The 15,859-nt window shown below is 58.0% G+C and carries 16 protein-coding genes; 10 read left to right on the top strand and 6 right to left on the bottom strand.

Annotated features, from left to right (window positions below):
• Positions 1-201 precede the first annotated feature (201 nt).
• Positions 202-489, bottom strand: coding sequence for a hypothetical protein (locus tag QRN33_RS25615; RefSeq protein WP_256590249.1), 288 nt, complete (start codon positions 487-489; stop codon positions 202-204).
• A 165-nt stretch (positions 490-654) separates the two neighbouring features.
• On the opposite strand from QRN33_RS25615, the gene QRN33_RS25610 reads away from it, so the two are divergent.
• The 3 genes from QRN33_RS25610 to QRN33_RS25600 are packed head-to-tail and all read left to right on the top strand — an operon-like array spanning position 655 to position 2,896.
• On the top strand, positions 655-1,377 hold the full coding sequence (locus QRN33_RS25610; protein WP_285410865.1) for a secretin and TonB N-terminal domain-containing protein: 723 nt from the start codon (positions 655-657) through the stop codon (positions 1,375-1,377).
• On the top strand, positions 1,374-1,925 hold the full coding sequence (locus tag QRN33_RS25605; protein ID WP_042606800.1) for an RNA polymerase sigma factor: 552 nt from the start codon (positions 1,374-1,376) through the stop codon (positions 1,923-1,925). Before QRN33_RS25610 ends, QRN33_RS25605 begins: the two co-directional genes overlap by 4 nt.
• Positions 1,926-1,957: 32 nt before the next feature.
• The gene (locus QRN33_RS25600) at positions 1,958-2,896 is read left to right on the top strand and encodes a FecR family protein (RefSeq protein ID WP_083352601.1); all 939 of its coding nucleotides are present in this window, start codon (positions 1,958-1,960) and stop codon (positions 2,894-2,896) included.
• Positions 2,897-3,268: 372 nt separating this feature from the next.
• Here the strand turns inward: QRN33_RS25600 and QRN33_RS25595 are convergent, their stop codons facing one another.
• Both QRN33_RS25595 and QRN33_RS25590 read right to left on the bottom strand, forming a co-directional pair.
• Positions 3,269-3,877, bottom strand: a complete 609-nt coding sequence (locus QRN33_RS25595) for a type II secretion system protein GspJ (protein WP_016774975.1) — start codon at positions 3,875-3,877, stop codon at positions 3,269-3,271.
• Positions 3,874-4,320: a GspH/FimT family pseudopilin gene (locus QRN33_RS25590; protein WP_073471095.1), complete on the bottom strand. Its 447-nt coding sequence runs from the start codon at positions 4,318-4,320 to the stop codon at positions 3,874-3,876. The genes QRN33_RS25595 and QRN33_RS25590 overlap by 4 nt, the downstream gene beginning before the upstream one ends.
• A gap of 120 nt (positions 4,321-4,440) precedes the next feature.
• On the opposite strand from QRN33_RS25590, the gene QRN33_RS25585 reads away from it, so the two are divergent.
• A complete protein-coding gene (locus QRN33_RS25585) occupies positions 4,441-4,869 on the top strand; it encodes a type II secretion system protein N (protein ID WP_285410863.1) in 429 nt (142 codons plus the stop codon).
• Positions 4,870-5,142: 273 nt separating this feature from the next.
• Here the strand turns inward: QRN33_RS25585 and QRN33_RS25580 are convergent, their stop codons facing one another.
• Together QRN33_RS25580 and QRN33_RS25575 are read right to left on the bottom strand one after the other, a co-directional pair.
• Positions 5,143-7,764 carry an anti-phage protein gene (locus QRN33_RS25580; protein ID WP_502945034.1) on the bottom strand — a complete coding sequence of 874 codons (2,622 nt, stop codon included), beginning with the start codon at positions 7,762-7,764 and terminating at the stop codon, positions 5,143-5,145.
• Positions 7,710-8,207, bottom strand: coding sequence for a metallophosphoesterase family protein (locus QRN33_RS25575; RefSeq protein ID WP_285410861.1), 498 nt, complete (start codon positions 8,205-8,207; stop codon positions 7,710-7,712). Before QRN33_RS25575 ends, QRN33_RS25580 begins: the two co-directional genes overlap by 55 nt.
• Positions 8,208-9,013: 806 nt before the next feature.
• Here QRN33_RS25575 and QRN33_RS25570 point away from each other — a divergent pair.
• Positions 9,014-9,373 (top strand): DUF6124 family protein, encoded by a 360-nt coding sequence (locus tag QRN33_RS25570; RefSeq protein ID WP_016774969.1) that lies wholly within the window; start codon positions 9,014-9,016, stop codon positions 9,371-9,373.
• A gap of 366 nt (positions 9,374-9,739) precedes the next feature.
• On the opposite strand, the gene gspI is transcribed toward QRN33_RS25570, so the two are convergent.
• Positions 9,740-10,126, bottom strand: coding sequence for a type II secretion system minor pseudopilin GspI (gspI, locus tag QRN33_RS25565; RefSeq protein WP_285410859.1), 387 nt, complete (start codon positions 10,124-10,126; stop codon positions 9,740-9,742).
• 148 nt (positions 10,127-10,274) lie between these two features.
• Here gspI and gspG point away from each other — a divergent pair, with 148 nt between their 5' ends.
• Genes gspG through gspD form a run of 5 tightly spaced genes read left to right on the top strand, consistent with a single transcriptional unit; the run spans position 10,275 to position 15,726 of the window.
• Complete coding sequence (gene gspG, locus QRN33_RS25560) at positions 10,275-10,733, top strand: type II secretion system major pseudopilin GspG (RefSeq protein ID WP_056789534.1); 459 nt, start codon at positions 10,275-10,277, stop codon at positions 10,731-10,733.
• Between the two features lie 47 nt (positions 10,734-10,780).
• Positions 10,781-11,701, top strand: coding sequence for a type II secretion system minor pseudopilin GspK (gspK, locus tag QRN33_RS25555; protein ID WP_285410856.1), 921 nt, complete (start codon positions 10,781-10,783; stop codon positions 11,699-11,701).
• A complete protein-coding gene (gene gspL / locus QRN33_RS25550; RefSeq protein WP_285410854.1) occupies positions 11,698-12,819 on the top strand; it encodes a type II secretion system protein GspL in 1,122 nt (373 codons plus the stop codon). The genes gspK and gspL overlap by 4 nt, the downstream gene beginning before the upstream one ends.
• Positions 12,812-13,360 (top strand): type II secretion system protein M, encoded by a 549-nt coding sequence (locus tag QRN33_RS25545; RefSeq protein ID WP_285410853.1) that lies wholly within the window; start codon positions 12,812-12,814, stop codon positions 13,358-13,360. Before gspL ends, QRN33_RS25545 begins: the two co-directional genes overlap by 8 nt.
• Positions 13,357-15,726 carry a type II secretion system secretin GspD gene (gene gspD / locus QRN33_RS25540; RefSeq protein WP_285410852.1) on the top strand — a complete coding sequence of 790 codons (2,370 nt, stop codon included), beginning with the start codon at positions 13,357-13,359 and terminating at the stop codon, positions 15,724-15,726. Before QRN33_RS25545 ends, gspD begins: the two co-directional genes overlap by 4 nt.
• Positions 15,727-15,859 lie beyond the last annotated feature (133 nt).

The raw sequence follows: 15,859 nt of genomic DNA, 5'->3' as shown, positions 1-15,859 counted from the left end.
TTGATCACCACACAACCCTGTGGCGAGGGAGCTTGCTCCCGCTCGGCTGCGCAGCGGTCGCAAAGCCTGAGCATGCGGTGTGTCAGGCAAAACCAGTTCGGCAGGTTTGGTGGCGCTACGCACCCCAGCGGGAGCAAGCTCCCTCGCCACAAAATGGCAATCTCAGCCCACACAGAGATTGATCACCTCAATGCATGGTTTTCAGTTGGCCGGCCGCTGCGGCTTCACCGAGGTGCCAAACGTATTCCCCATCCGCGTACTCGTCGCCGCCGGTGTCGCCAGCCCCACCTGATTCGGCGGTCGCTTGTGCACCGGCACATTCAACGCTTCCATGTTCTTCTGCGCCGCCGCCGCGCCGTCCGGATTGTTACCCATCTGCTGGCTCAGGCAATCGTAATTCGGCGCCTTGTAGCCGCCGACCGTGACCTCGACACAGCCCAGCGGCTCCTCCGCCTGCGCCGTGCCCACCGTCATCAGCAAGACCCACATCCACCGTGTTTTCATGTCCGCCTCCTGGCCCGCCCGATCGGGCCGCTCTGGGGTTTGAGTCTAGTGCAAGCGCGGCGCAAAACCCGTGATGGTTTTTTTGCACCGCCCGTCATACCAGAGTCATAAATGCCCCGCAGGATAGCGATTTTCAGGGGTGCGCCAGTCGTGCAGCGAGGCAGTTCGCGGATCAGTCTTCAGCGCTCGGCGACGCTTGTACGCCGCGCGGGTCTGGGGTGGCTGTTTGGTCTGCTGGCCAGCGCAGTCAATGCTGATCCGGCACCGGCGGATATGCGCATGACCTTGCACATCCCCGCGCAGGAACTGGCCCGGGCGCTGGATCAGTACAGCCGTGCCACCGGCGTCGCGGTGTTGGTCGACAGCCAGTTGAGCCGGGGCCGTCGTTCCCTTGCCGTGGATGGCGAATACACCGCCGCCGACGCCTTGCGCCATTTGCTCGGCGGCACCGGGTTGATGGCACGCTACGCCCGCGCCGACGCGTTCACCCTGCAAGCGGCGCAGGTAGAAGATCTGCCAACGCCGACGGACAAACCTACGCCGGCCGCTGTCGCCGTCAATCGCAGTTACGCGACGGCGGTGCAAGCAGCGATCGAGCGCAAGTTGTGCCGTTCGCCGCTGACCCGGCCGGGCAGTTATCGCGCGGTGTTGCAGGTGTGGGTCGGGCGCGACGGCGTGGTGCAGCACAACCGGTTGGTGACGTCGACCGGCGATGTACGGCGCGATAACGCGCTGGTGGAAAGTTTTCGCAACCTCACAATCGACCGGCCGACACCCAGCGCCTTGCGCCAGCCGGTCACGTTGCTGTTGTTACCGGAGTCGTCAGGGAAACGCATGGAATGCACGAGATGGGAAGGAGTTTCCGGGGGATGAAAGACGCCGGACAAAGCTTGATGGGCCAGCTGTTCCTCAGCTCCTACGAGGATTTTCGCGTGCGCCTGCGCCGCCGCCTCGGCTCCGAGGACCTGGCCAACGACGTGCTGCACGAAACCTGGCTGCGCGTCGATCGCATGGAGACTCCACCGAACCTGCTCAAGCCCAACGCCTACCTGTATCGCATGGCCCTCAACATTGCCGCCGACCGCCGTCAGGCCGATGCGCGTTTGCTCACCGGCACCGAAGTCGAGGAACTGCTGCAACTGGGCGACGAAGCTCTCGATCCGGCGCGGGTCGTCGGCGGGCAAAAAGAGATGCAGGCACTGCTCAGCGCCTTGTACGAACTGCCGGCACGGCGTCGGCGGATCTTCATCGCCGCGCGGCTGGAGGAGGCGCCGCACCTGGAAATTTCCCAGCGTTTCGGCATTTCCACGCGCATGGTCGAGAAGGAAATCAAAGCCGCGTTGAGCTTCTGCGCGGCGAAACTTGAAAGAAAAGTGTTTCAGCGGTTCGGTCGCGGGGCCGGAAAACCGTCTAGCGAATAGTGACCCGATTAATCCGTTGAGAATTTGCGCGTTTGAACATCTTTCGACTGAAACCCGCCGAGCCTTCGGCCGACGAGTCCCTGCACAGCGAAGCCCGCGACTGGCTGATCCTGCTGACCTCGGGCCGCGCCACCGTTGCCGACGCCCGCGCCCTGCGCGAATGGTGTGCGCAGAGCGGCGAACACGCCCAGGCGTTCGAAGAAACCAAGCGCCTGTGGCATCGCCTGCAACCGGCCGCCGAAGCCTTGCAAGGCCGACGCAGCTTCGGTCGACGGGCATTTCTCGGCGGCGCAGTTGCCGCCTCAGCCGCATTCCTGCTGGTGCGCGGCACCATTCCCGGTGGCTTCGAAGGCTTGGGCGCCGACTACATCACCGAAGTCGGCCAGCAACGCCGGGTCGAACCGGCACAAGGCGTCAGCCTCGAACTCAACACCCAGACCCGCATCAACCAGCGCAGCGTCGAAAACGGCGTGCAGGGCTTTGAACTGGTCAGCGGCGAAGTCGAAGTGCAAACCGCACGCCTGCCGCTGGCCATGCAGGCCGGAGCAGGGTGGTTACGCGCCAGCCAGGCCCGCTTCAACCTGCGCAACACCGACCAGCAAGTCTGCGTGACCTGCCTCGACGGCGCGGTCGAAGTGGACGTTGCAGGCCTTAGCCTGCGCCTCCAACCGGGCCAGCAAATCACCTACGACAAAGGTCAGGTGGGCAACGTGCAAACCGTCGACACCGCCGCCGTGATGAACTGGCGCCAACAAGTGCTGGTGTTCAACGGCGCGACCCTCAGCCAGATGATCGACGAAATCAACCGCTACCGCCCCGGCATGCTCCTGCTGCTCAACCGCGAACTCGGCCAACGCCGCGTCCAGGCCCGCTTCAACCTCGACCAACTCGCTGGCGTCGCATTGCTGATCCGCGATGCCTACGGCATCAAATGCACCGAACTACCGGGCGGCGTGGTCGTTCTCAGCTAACCAAAGCCCAGCGCGATCCAACTGTAGGAGCTGCCGAAGGCCGCGATCTTCTGATGTTGATCTTGCCTTCTGTGGGAGCTGGCTTGCCAGCGCTGACGGCCTCACAGCCACCCAATCCCCAACTGCCTACAGCCAATCCAACTGTAGGAGCTGCCGAAGGCTGCGATCTTCTGATGTTGATCTTGCCTTCTGTGGGAGCTGGCTTGCCAGCGCTGACGGCCTCACAGCCAACCAAGCTAAAGCTGACTGCCCCCAATTCAATTGTGGGAGCGAGCCTGCTCGCGAAAGCGGTCTACCAGCGGCAACAACATTGACTGACCCACCGCAATCGCGAGCAGGCTCACTCCTACAAAAAAGCCGCGGTGATCCCGGCTATTGCAACAACCCAATCACCTGCCGATACCGCTCAACCCCCTGCGCCGTCTGCCGACTCAAACTAATCTCCAACCCCAACGGATCCTCCCGCCGATTCCCGCTCAACTGCCGCCAGCCCTTGTCCACCTCCCAAACCCGCACCTGCACATCACTCACCTCACTCAACACCGCAACTCCATTCCCGGGCGCCGGCAACGGATAGCGACTGCGCGCCTCAGCCACCGCCCGATACAACGTATCCCCCTTGACCCACCAGCGCACCCGCTGCAACGCCCCCGGCTGATCCGCCGCGCTGCGAATAATGTCCAGCCGAAACCCCTTGCTGTCACTACTGCGCACCGTCACCGCTGGCGGCGCAGTCGGCGCCTCATCCTCAGCCCCGACCTTGCGCGGCTCGCTCAACTCCACCCCCGCGCGCATGTCCACATCGCGCTGCAACTGATTCAACACCCGCAACAACCCATCGCTCTGCTCACTGCTCGCCTGCAAATGACTGTCCGCCCGCGTCACACTGTCCAGCCCGCGCCAGGCAATCAGACTCACCACCGCCATCAGCAAAATCGCGACCATCACCTCAATCAGAGTGAACCCTTGCTGAGTCTTCATTGAATACTGATCCGCCCACTGCCATCGCGCAGCACGCTCAGCCGATTGGCCCCATCCGACAAAATCAGCCGCAACGGCGGATTGATCCACTCTGCATTCAGCACCACCGTCTGCCGAGGCTCCACACGCACCTCCACCTTCGGGCTCTGCCACGCACGCGGGCGCAACTGCGCATCCTCCTTGAACGACTCAAACCCCACGCCATCATCCCCACGCCGCCCAAAGCGAAACCCCTTGGCATCCGTCACCCACACAATCGGCCGCCCATCCGCGCGAGCCTCGGCCTGCGCCACCTGCAACAACTGCGCAACCCGCTCGGCATCCTTGCGCAACAACTGCAACGGATCGGGCCTGATACTCAAACTGATCGCCGCACTGGCAATGCCAATAATCACCAGCACCACCATCAACTCGATCAACGTAAAACCCTGCTGCCTGCTCATCACCCACGCGCTCCTTGGCGTCCCACCCCATCGTGCCCGGCGAACATGTAAGGCATGTGAAATAAAACGGAGAGAATTGCCGCGTAGGCTGGCAACAGGGACAACAAGGAGCGACAACCCATGAAATTCACCGCACGGATTACCCCGGCGCAAACCGTCCAGGCCCTGGCCCTGCTCGCCGCCCTGGTGGGCGTCGCGACATGGTCGTCGCTGCTGCTGACCACGGCGGAATCCCACACACCCGCAGCCGCCCCGCAAGTGCTCGCGACCAGGAGCGATAGCCCGGCGTTGCAGTGGTTTTCCAATGAGACCGCACCGGTGGATATCAAGGTGAGCGGGGTGATCGCGGGCGGGAGCGGGACGGTGGCGATATTGAGTTTGAATGATGGCGCGCCGAGGAGTTTTTTGGTGGGGGAGAAGGTTGGGGTTGGAGTGAGGTTGGTGGGGGTTGAGGGGGATGGGGTGGTGATTGAGCGGGGTGGGGAGAGGGTGCGGTTCGTTTTGGACAGATTGCCAGATGGAGGCGGGATAAAGCTCACTCAGCCCTGATTATGAAGAGGAAATTAGCTAATGGCGGTCTGGCCTATGATCGTAGTAAGGCAGCGTTGCCATAATGTTTGATATATCATCAGCTAACTAGTTATATATTTTTAGATAAGCACTAGCCGTTTCAATGATGCTGTTTCAAAAACTGAAGCAGGGGCAACTGTCGCGAGAGGAGGGCTGCAAGATAAAATGCCGTGTTGGAGCGGGCCATTGATGAGTAATTGACCCGCGGGTTTCTACCTTTCTTTACGTTGTTTTAGTGGTTTTTGAGCAGCTCTATTGTTTCAGTAATTTTGCCTTGTGAGTGGCAATATCAATTGCTCTAGATTGACTCATCCCAATGTTAACAGACGCAGCTAGTCGCTGCTTGTCCCTGTCCGTTGTGTGGAACATATGCAGGTGATAAAACACGAGGCTTTGCAATATGGTAAAAGCGAAATTGTTGGACATAGTATCTTTTGCTAGCTTTTCGATCGCCTCAAAGGGGATATGTCCAGGGTGGACAAGGCATGATGCTATTCCAATTAAACGGTATGCGTTATTGTTTTTTACGTTAACAAGTGAGTTGATGTCCTCACGGATTTTTTCAGAGCTTACTACTTGACCTACTCGAGCTATAAAGCCTGTGCAGATCATTCCAAGAACTTGGAATGCCAGCCGTTTTGCAGTCTCTTTCGCCTCGTTAGCAGATAGGTCAGGCTTTCGATCGCTAAGCATTCTTTCTAATTCGGCAACAAATGCATCGGGTTGCTCAAAAATCTCCTCAAAGATAGCTTTCAAACTACGCAGTGAGCCATTAAATATTTGCTCAAGATAGCTTGCCTTACGAGACCGCTCTAGAGAGCCGTAGTAGTTTTTCGTAATATGACCCATGATTTCTGATGTTTTAATCATCAAGTTTATGTTAGAGCTAAAGCTCAATACAGCATCGGCGTCTCCCGGCGACAGAGAGTTCGATTTGGGAGGTTCGGGCATCTCTCGCGTGTCAGATAAATCAGCAGCTCTACGGGAGTCTTGCTGATTTCTTTCGACGTCTTGGTCGTTTATATCGTCAATGACTATTTGTGCTGTGGTATTTACGACAGCGCTAATTGATGCGATATCGCCGTTAAACTCAATAGGTGTTTGGTCGGAAAAGCACCCATTTAGGACTTCGGAAACCTGATCTATGATCCAAGGATTATTTCCATGGTGCGTAAGAAACATTACGCAGTTTGCATTTTCTTTGCGATATAACTCTTTGCAGTAACCACTGACCAATGCTCTGATGTCATCCTTATGCAGGTTTGTCGCTAGATATTTACCGACGAACAAGAAATAAACGTAAGAATAGCAGAAGCTGTATAGATCGCCGTCCTGTTTTAATATCTTCGATTGCTTTAATAGTTCCAGTCTCGTACCAAAGTCGACCGTGGCGTATTCTTCGCAAAATTTCCCATTGAATTCTCGTAGGTCTTCTATGCTTAGCTCCGTAACGTCCTTGCTTTTGAAAAACCAAGCCAGATTTGATAGGTAGTTAAACATCTCGTTGAGATGGTCAAGTCTGAAGTCAGCTTCTTTCAGGCTCTTAACTATCAAGAACTCATAATATTGAGAGAAACTACTGTTTTGAAGTTCTGTTTGTTGGTCCTGTGCGCAGCTTTGCAATAAAATAAGTAGATAGATGGGTTTTGATGGGACAAGATTCTTACCTAGAATTACTCCTAGCATTCGTTCAGTGTCATGTACCTTTTTGTCCAGTTCGGACTTGGTGTTCAAGCCGCCGAGCATGCACCATTTTTTTATGAGGTTGTGGCGCATCAGATGTCCAAAGGGGCGTATTTTTAAAGACTCAAAGTCCGAAAGCGCCTCGGCTGCTGATGTGTCTATATATTCATTCAGCTGGTATCTAGAGCTTGCAGTAACTATCACTGTTCCGAAAGATTCGCTTAGATACTCTATTAGCTTTGCTTGGTTTTTCGAGCCGCCGCTTACACGGTCTAAATCATCGACCAGAGCAATCTTGTTGATCCGCTCTGCATAGATGAATTCTTCATTTTTCTCGTATTGTATTTCGGCTAGTTGTGCGATTTTTCGGTCAAGTTCTCTTGTCCCTACTGAGCTAAGCTCCGTAGCTTTTATGAAAATCGGTAAGCCGCCTTGTGAATGAATATCGAAAAATGCTCTTTTTAAAAGAAATGTTTTACCAGACTCATCCTCGCCGAGGATAAGTGTCCTTCCCAGTTCTTGCCAGTCGGAGATAATTTTTTCGGCAGATATGTATTTTTTATCTTGCTCTGCGTTCGTATCCTCCAGTTCTGGATAAAGGAATACATCTTCGGCGACTATTTTTTGTTTGCCCTCATGGGTGAAATTGCCACCGGCATCGGATAGAAAATCAATAAACCTGGTCGATATTTTATTTGCTTGTCTTGCGCAGCCGTCTGACACTTTCAATGTGTGCTCTAGCTCTTCAAGTTCAGCTGGGCATGTTTTTCCAGCTTTGAAGCGTTTTTCGAGAACTATCTTTTCGTCTGCGTCGAACAGTAAGCAGCTAAATCTCGGGTCAAAATCTTCGCCGTGAGGTTGCAGAGCTGCTCCTTCAAAGATCAGAACATTACCAATTGAACTATCTATAACCTCTTCTGATGCAGACGAGTGTTCGTGGCCTGACAGAATTGCATTTGAATGAGTTCTTAGTGCTTTCTTCAGTGGGTGATAACTTGCTTGGCAGTACCAATTTAGCGGATGATGTATCAGCGACAATCTTAGGTTGGATGGTGCTTCCAATAACTCATAGTAGTTGTCGATTGGAAATACCAACTGGCCCTGAGGTTCTGGGAGTCTGGACATCCAAGCCGCATTCAGTGATGAAATACGAATAACGGAGTCTTTATTTTTAATTCGTATTCTTTCCACAGGTTGTCTGAATATAAAGGGGTTAATGTGGATACTTTTTCTTGAAATGCAAAGAACTCGCTCTGGACTGACGTACAATTATCCACCAAGTTTTTGCTATTTGCTTTTGTAGGATTCTTAACGATCTGTTCTATTATAATTGTTCGCCCTTCGTTTTCAGGCTTAAGCAGGCAATCGTGATTCCCAGGCGCTAAAAAAATATTGATGTCTCGCCCGATCTCGGTTTCTATTTCTGATTTGATAGTTTTGAAGAGTGTTTCGGCCAGTGCGTACTCTTCTTTTTTACAGCTAAAGGCGATATCCCCAGTGACAATTATTGCGAATGCATCGCTTTGATGAGCTGTGGCGTAACAAGCCTTTGCAATCGAGGAACCTACGGCTAAAACCTTATCGGTGGGGTTTTTTATATGAATATCACTGATATGTAAGACGCCTAACTTCATCGCAGACCTCATTTCATCCTTGCAGTTTTATGCCTAGCGTCGAAAGAGGCTTAACCTTCAGTAGGTCCGCTATGTATAGAACTATTATTAATTTTGGTGAATCCAATGCCACTATTCTGATATCACGTATTCGCGTGTTACGCAATTGATAAGTGAGCATTTTCGATCAAAGGCATAGTAATAGGCTTACCGATTTCTTCCGGACGTCGCTAGCACGAGAGCGATTGCCAATCAGAACGTTCCCTATTGGAGGGCAGCCACCTGTTGGAACTATCTCGCAGTAGGCCGCCGTTTAGCGTGCGGGTCGCAATCAAAAAAGGCCGTTTTTGGCAAGAAGCCGATACTGAAATTTCCCAACTACACCCTTAGCCCGAACTGTCGCGACGGGACACGATAAACGGAAGCATCTATTTAGGTTCCATTCAGGGATGCGCAACGGAGTCAGGCTTCGTAAACGCAAGGTTTAAAAATACGTCCTCAGTCACGCTCTCAGGCTACATATCCTTGCGCCTTTGCCTACAGCTACGCCAGAATCCGCCGGCTTGTGCGCTTTGGGGGCGGGTTCTATTGTGGTCGGGTCGCTGACGAATCAGCGATCGGGTTTGGTAGCCCGGCTTAGACTTGGCGCATAGCGTCACCCGATTCAGTCCTTTTTGGGGCTGGGTCTTTATGGTGGCCATGCGCAGGGCGTCTTCGGGCGCGCCGGTTTTCCAAGTCGCCGGTCTACCAACCTTCGTATGGCCACCACCCCTTCGTTTGGTAGCGAAAAGATGATGGCTCCTTTTCTATGATTTGGAGATTCACTCATGATCAAACCAACACCCAACCCGCCCGAAACCGATCCCACGTCTCCCTACGAATCCCTCGACTCCAACAAACTCCACGAAGCCGCTGATCGCGCGCTCGATCATTACCTGTCGCCAAACAATCTCCTGCCCCCGCCGCGTAAAGCGCGTGGGATGTATGCGGTGACGGCGGATACCAAGAATGAAGAACTGCTGGCTGATGCGAGTGAAACGCTGGCTTCGGCGAAGACGATTGCTCAGGACATTTCCAGTTTGTTGCCAGCGCCGCAGCGGCGGGCGTTGTTGGGGGTTGCTCAACTGATCATGTTGGGGGAGCTGGCGGTGAATCGGGTGATGGATAATTTGGAGGTGGCGGGGTGATGTCGTTGGCCTTGATCCGGCGCTGGGCCTTGGGATTTTAGGTGCGGCAGAAAAGCCCCTCACCCCAGCCCTCTCCCGGAGGGAGAGGGAGCCGACCGAGGTGTCTTGCGTTGTGCATCGACCTGGACGAGCGTGTTGATTATGGATTTTTGATGCTTATGCACCGCGGCAGAAGAGCCCCTCACCCCAGCCCTCTCCCGGAGGGAGAGGGAGCCGACCGAGGTGTTTTGCGTTATACATCGACCTGGAAGACCTTAGCGACTATGGCTTTGCTGGGCTTCAGCGATGCTGGATTCAGAGCGATACGTTCAGGTCGGCGTGTCTCACGAATTTCCCCGAATCGGTTCCCTCTCCCTCGGGAGAGGGCTAGGGTGAGGGGCTTCCCGGCCGTGACAATAAGGTCTCCAGTCTGGCCAACGGCGGCGCATCCTGGTTGCGGTCGAATACTTGGATTCCAACCTTGAGCAGCCGTCCATGTTCTGCGCTGGCGATCACCTGTTCGCAGCGCAACATCAGTCGCCCTTGATCACATTCAACAGCCTTCATCCCATTCGGCAACCGGCCTTCCAGCCGTAGTTCGGCCATCCGGCTCTGCGCAGCAATCAACGCGATCGATCGATCCCGCAACACCCCATTACTCTGCGTCATCAACCCCGCGACGCGCACGGCGGCGGACATGGCGACGGCGATGATTGCCAGTGCCACCAGCACTTCAATCAGGGTGAATCCTTCCTCTCGCGTTCGCGCGCGCATACATGGCCCAAAAGCAAAACCCAGCCCTCGACGCTAACCCCCGTCCTTGACGGCTTGACGACGGAAACACCCGAGGATTTTCAACATCCCTGACATATCTTCTTGCAACACTGCGCGTCGAAATCAGGTCAAGCCAGGGAATGTCGAGATGGATATCGCACCTTTGAAAACGCTCAGTCAGTCGCCGCGCATGCCGCGTGGGCAGCAGGGTTTTACCTTGATCGAGATCATGGTGGTGGTGGTGATTCTGGGGATTCTCGCGGCGATGGTGGTGCCCAAGGTGCTCGACCGGCCGGATCAGGCGCGGGCGACGGCGGCGAAGCAGGATATTGGTGGGTTGATGCAGGCGTTGAAGTTGTATCGCCTCGATCACGGCACCTATCCGAGCATGAATCAGGGGCTGAAGGTGCTGGTCGAGCGGCCGGCGGATGCGAAGAACAGCAACTGGCGTTCGTATCTGGAGCGTTTGCCGAACGACCCGTGGGGCCGGCCTTATCAGTACCTCAACCCGGGCGCGAATGGTGAGGTCGATATCTTTTCCCTCGGCGCCGATGGCCAGCCTGACGGCGATGGCGTGAATGCCGATATCGGTTCCTGGCAGTTGTAAGGCCGGCCGTGAACACAGGTTCGCTCAACGGGGCGAAGCAACGGGGCATGGCGATTATCAGCGCGTTGTTGATTGCCGCCGTGGTGGCGGTGATTGCGGCGGGGATGTTGACGCGTCAGAGCGTGGCGACCCGGGCGCTGGAGGCCGATCAGCAGCGGGTGCAGGGGCGTTGGGTGGCGCAGGGTGGTCTGGAGATCAGCCGGCAGTTGCTCTGGGATGCGCGCCTGCGTGATCCATTGACCCGACGTGATCAGCCTTGGGCGCAGCCGTTGCTGGCGGCGGGTTTTGCCGGGCGGCTGGAGGATGAGCAGGGCAAGTTCAACCTGCGCAATCTGGTGGCCAACGAGCGGATCGATGCGGCGCAGGTGCAGGCGTTCGAGCGCTTGTGCGAGCTGATCGGTGTGAGCGCCGTTGTCAGTCAGCGCATCCGCGAGCGGGTGATTGCTGGTTACCCGTATTTGCTGAATGCGCAGATTGGCGCGACCGGCAAAGCGGGTTTCGACAGTGGCCGCGCGACTTCGCCGGATGCCGCGCATAAACCGCAACCGCCGAAGGTGCCGATGCTGCGCACACTTGATGATCTGCGCAGCGTCGAAGGCGTCACCGATGCACTGCTCGGTCAACTGGCGCCGTACGTGACGGTGATTCCGGCGACGACATGGATCAACGGCAACACCGCCACGGCGCAGGTGCTGGCGGCGTATGTGCCGGGGCTTTCGCTGGAGCGGGCGACGGCGTTGATTGCCGAGCGTGACGCGGGGCGCTGGTTTATCAATCGCGGCGATTTTGTGAACCGCTTGCGCATGCCGCAGTTGGAAATGAGCAGCGTGAAAGTCGGCATCACCAGTGACTGGTTTCGTTTGCGCGGTGAGGCGCGACGGGATCAGCGCCGGGTCAGCCTCGACGCTTTGCTGCACCGCAGTGAGGATCGGCTGCCGCAGGTGATCTGGTCGCGGGTGGGCGCATGAGCCAGTTGCGCGTCGCTTTGCCGCCGCTGGCGGAGCTGGAGTTGCACAGCGAAGTGAGCTGCGCCTGGCTGGATCGTCAGGGGCAGGTCACTCATGAAGAACGGCTGAGTCTGATCGAGTTGGGGCAACGGCCAAAGCAACCGCCGCTGCTGTGTTTTCTGCATCCGGCGGACAGCCTGCTCGCCAGCATTGATCTGCCGCCGCTGCCCGCGAACAAAACCGCGGCCGCTGTGCAGTGCGCGGCGCAGGCATTGATGCTCGGCGACAGCAAGCAGATGCATATCGGTCACAGCCCTCGCGATGCGGGCGGGCAGGTGCAGATTGCCTGGGTCTCGCGGCAGCACTTGCAGCGTCTGGCTGCGCTGCTCAAGCAGGCAGGGTTGAGTCTGCGCGGTTTGTATCCGGCGCCGTATAGCCTGCCGGTGCTGCCGGGGGTTGTTGCTTGTGTGGCGGACGGGCATTTACTCCGGCGCGAGAGTTTGAACAGTGCGCAGGTTGAGCCGTTGCTCGGTGACGAAGTTGATGAGGCATCGTTTGAAGCCGGATCAGCACAGCGCTGGATCGGTCCCTTGCCCGGTTGGGGTTTGCACGGTGGCCTGCAGCAAACCGGCGGCGAGCAACGCGGGTGGGGTCGTGCAGTCGGGTGTGTGGCTTTGGCGGTGGCAGTCTGGGTGGTCGGGCTGAATCTGTACGCCGCTCGCGAAGCGCGTCAGGGCCAGCAGTTGAAGGCGCAGATGAGTCAGCGGGTGAAGCAGGCGTTCCCGGAATTGCCGGTGATTCTCAACCCGTTGCAACAGGCGCGTCAGCAACTGGAGCAGCGGCAAAAAGGCGCGGTCGATGACCCGGCGCAGAATTTCAATCGGCTGGTGTTGCAGGCCGGCACGGGCATGCCGTTCATGACCGGCAGTGTCGAGCGCCTGATTTACCGCGACGGTGTCTTGCAACTGGCGCTACTCAGCGATGCAAACCGTGGCGGCAACGACAAGGACTGGCAAAGCACCTTGGCCCAAGCGGGCATCAGCGTCACTGCCGATGACCAAGGCTGGACCTTGCGCCCGACCGATGAATCCACCGCCAACACCAACGAAGACGACGACAGCGGAGCAGACGATGAGTAGAGCGACGCTGGCGATTTACCGTGCGCGCTGGCAGCGCTTCAGCAGCCAGTTGCAGGCGCGTTGGCAGCCGTTGGCGCTGCGTGAAAAACGCATGGTCGCCGGCATGGCGCTGGTGCTTGTCGGTCTGCTGATCTGGCTGACGCTGGTCAAGCCGCCGTTGGCCAGGATCACTTTTTGGCAGAGCGAAACGCCCAAGTTGCGCGCGCAGACCGAAGCACTGGAAGTGCTGTTGCGCAGCGTCAATGAGCGTCCGCAAGGGCAAAGCATTGGCGAGTGGATGGAGCAAAGCCTGCAAGCGGCGGGGCTGGCCGGGCATTACCAATTACAAGCAGTAGACGGCGGGGCGTGGCAGTTGAATGTCGACGCCGCGCCGGCCGATGTGCTGCTCGACTGGCTGCTCAGCCAGCCGTCACAACTTTCTCTGCAGGTGGTCGAGGCGCAGTTGCAGCGCGCAAGTGAGGCCTCGACCGACGTCACCGCCGGCACATTGTCAGGCACCGTTCGCATGGATCAGGCGCAGGGCGCTAAGGAAGCTTCATGAAGGAGTCACGCTGCAAACCGGCACGTCTGGCGCTGCCGTTGTTGCTGATGGCATTGAGCGCGTGCAACAGCACGACGGCACCGCAGAATCAGCCACCGCTGTTGGTCGACAGTGAACTCGGCAGGCCGCTGGCCAACACCCAGCGCAGCGGCGATGCGGTGGCCGATCGCGAGCGTGCGCAGGCCCAGGCGCGGCCGGTGCCGAAGCAATTGCACAACATCAGTCAGCGCGGGCGCAGTAGCGGTGGCGCGCCGAGCAACTCGGTCGCGCGGAATCCGTTGGGCGAGCAGCCGGTCACGCTGAATTTCGTCGAGGCGGATATTCAGGCGGTGGTGCGTGCGCTGTCGCGTGCCACCGGGCAGCAGTTTCTCGTCGATCCACGGGTCAAGGGCAATCTGACCCTGGTCTCGGAAGGTCAGGTGCCGGCCCGTCAGGCTTACGACATGCTGCTCGCGGCGTTGCGCATGCAAGGCTTCAGCGTGGTCGATGTCGGCGGCGTTGCGCAGGTGGTTCCCGAGGCCGATGCCAAACTGCTCGGCGGGCCGATCTATAGCGCCGACAAACCAGCGGGCAACGGCATGCTCACGCGCACGTTCCGCCTGCAATACGAGAACGCCGTGAACCTGATCCCGGTGCTGCGCCCGATCGTTTCGCCGAACAATCCGATCAATGCCTATCCGGGCAACAACACCGTGGTGATCACCGACTACGCCGAGAACCTTACCCGCGTCGCGCAACTGATCGAGAGCATCGACACGCCGAGCGCGATCGACACCGATGTGGTGCAGATCCAGAACGGCATCGCTGCCGATATCGCGCCGATGGTGGCCGACTTGCTCGACGCGCCGGGCAATGATCCGACGCAGAAAATCGCGGTGATTGGCGACCCGCGCTCGAACACCATCATCATCCGCGCCGGCAGCCCCGAGCGCACCGAGCTGGCGCGCAACCTGATCTACAAACTCGACAACGCCCAGAGCAATCCGAGCAATCTGCATGTGGTTTATCTGCGCAACGCGCAAGCGGCGAAACTGGCGCAGGCGTTGCGCGGTTTGCTCACCGGCGAGAGTGACAGCGGCAGCAGCGACGCGGCGCGGTCGGTGCTCAGCGCGATGGGCAGCAGCACTGGCGGCGATGCCGGGCAGAACGGCCAGAGCAGCACGCCGAGCACGGGCACGACAACGTCGACTGGCAGCGGCGGAACTGGCGGCAGCTATGCGCAGGGCAGTGGCGGTGCGGCGAGCAATGGCGGTACGCAGAGTAGCGAACAGAACGTGGCTTTCAGCGCTGGTGGCGTGACGATTCAGGCGGATGCCACCACCAACACGCTGCTGATTTCCGCACCGGAGCCGCTGTATCGCAACTTGCGCGAGGTCATCGATTTGCTCGACCAGCGCCGTGCGCAAGTGGTGATCGAAAGCCTGATCGTTGAGGTTGGCGAGGACGATGCCAGTGAATTCGGTGTGCAATGGCAGACCGGCAATCTGGGCGGCAAAGGCGTGATCGGTGGCGCCAATCTCGGCGGCGCGGGGCTCAACACGGGTGCCAAGAACAGCATCGACGTACTGCCGCAGGGTTTGAATCTCGGCTACGTCAACGGCACCGTCGACATTCCCGGCATCGGCAAGATTCTCGACCTGAAAGTGCTGGCCCGGGCGCTGAAGAGCAAGGGCGGCACCAACGTGCTGTCGACGCCGAACCTGCTGACCCTGGACAACGAAGCGGCGAGCATATTTGTCGGCCAGACCATCCCGTTTGTCAGCGGCAGCTACGTCACCGGCGGCGGGGGCACCAGCAACAACCCGTTCCAGACCGTGACCCGCGAAGAGGTCGGCCTCAAGCTCAACGTACGCCCGCAGATTTCCGAGGGCGGCACGGTCAAGCTGGATATTTATCAGGAAGTCAGCAGCATCGATGAGCGCGCGTCCAACAGCGTGACCTCGGCGGGCATCGTCACCAACAAACGTGCGATCGACACCAGCATTCTGCTCGACGATGGGCAGATCATGGTTCTCGGCGGGTTGCTGCAGGACGGCTACAGCCAGAGCAATGACGCAGTGCCGTGGCTGTCGACGATTCCGGGACTCGGCGCGCTGTTTCGCAACGAACGCCGGGCCATCACCAAGACCAACCTGATGGTGTTCCTGCGCCCGTACATCATCCGCGACAGCGAAGCGGGGCGCAGCATCACCCTCAACCGCTACGACTTCATGCGCCGCGCCCAGGGCGGCTTGCAACCGGAACGCAGCTGGGCGATGCCGGACATGCAGGCGCCGCAATTGCCCGCGGCGGCCGAGGGCGTCCCACCTTCAGGTCCTCGCGCCACAATCAAAGCGGTCCCGATTGAAGCAGGCCCACGACTATGAGCCCAATGATAACTGTGGCGAGGGAGCTTGCTCCCGCTCGGGGGCGCAGCCGCCGCGAATTCGCTGCACTCGATGTACCTGAAAAAACCGGTTTGCCGGGTTTGGGTCTGCTGCGCAGCCCAGCGGGAGCAAG

Source organism: Pseudomonas sp. FR229a (assembly GCF_030209115.1).
Taxonomy (GTDB): domain Bacteria; phylum Pseudomonadota; class Gammaproteobacteria; order Pseudomonadales; family Pseudomonadaceae; genus Aquipseudomonas; species Aquipseudomonas moraviensis_A.
Note: the sequence above shows the minus strand (reverse complement) of the source record. Positions and strands in the feature narration are given on the sequence as shown.